Source organism: Fructilactobacillus sp. X3R5C2 (assembly GCF_059901175.1).
Genome location: NZ_JBWXVC010000019.1, coordinates 1 through 373, shown reverse-complemented (window position 1 = coordinate 373; position 373 = coordinate 1). Strand labels below are relative to the sequence as shown.

Here is a 373-nt window from a genome sequence, read left to right as displayed (position 1 = left end):
GATCACCTCCTTTCTAAGGAAAAATTCGGAAACCTTACATTATTGAAGTCTTGTTTAGTTTTGAGAGTTTTACTCTCGTTAAATAAATGTTCGCGCTTTTGGGTCTATAGCTCAGCTGGTTTAGAGCGCACGCCTGATAAGCGTGAGGTCGGTGGTTCGAGTCCACTTAGACCCATCGTTACTGGTAAGTGACAATCGAATATTTTGGGGAATTAGCTCAGCTGGGAGAGCACCTGCTTTGCAAGCAGGAGGTCAACGGTTCGATCCCGTTATTCTCCATTGACACGAAAGTGTCAACTTTGTTCTTTGAAAACTAGATAATATTATTTTCTGTATTAATTATATTTTAATTATAATTTTAACCGAGAAATAA

General features: G+C 38.6%; 2 tRNA genes. Both read left to right on the top strand.

Going from position 1 to position 373, the window contains the following annotated elements:
- The first annotated feature begins 100 nt into the window (after window positions 1–100).
- Window positions 101–175: transfer RNA gene (locus AC6UD4_RS07265), tRNA-Ile, on the top strand.
- A 31-nt stretch (window positions 176–206) separates the two neighbouring features.
- Window positions 207–279, top strand: a tRNA-Ala gene (locus tag AC6UD4_RS07260).
- Window positions 280–373: the final 94 nt, after the last annotated feature.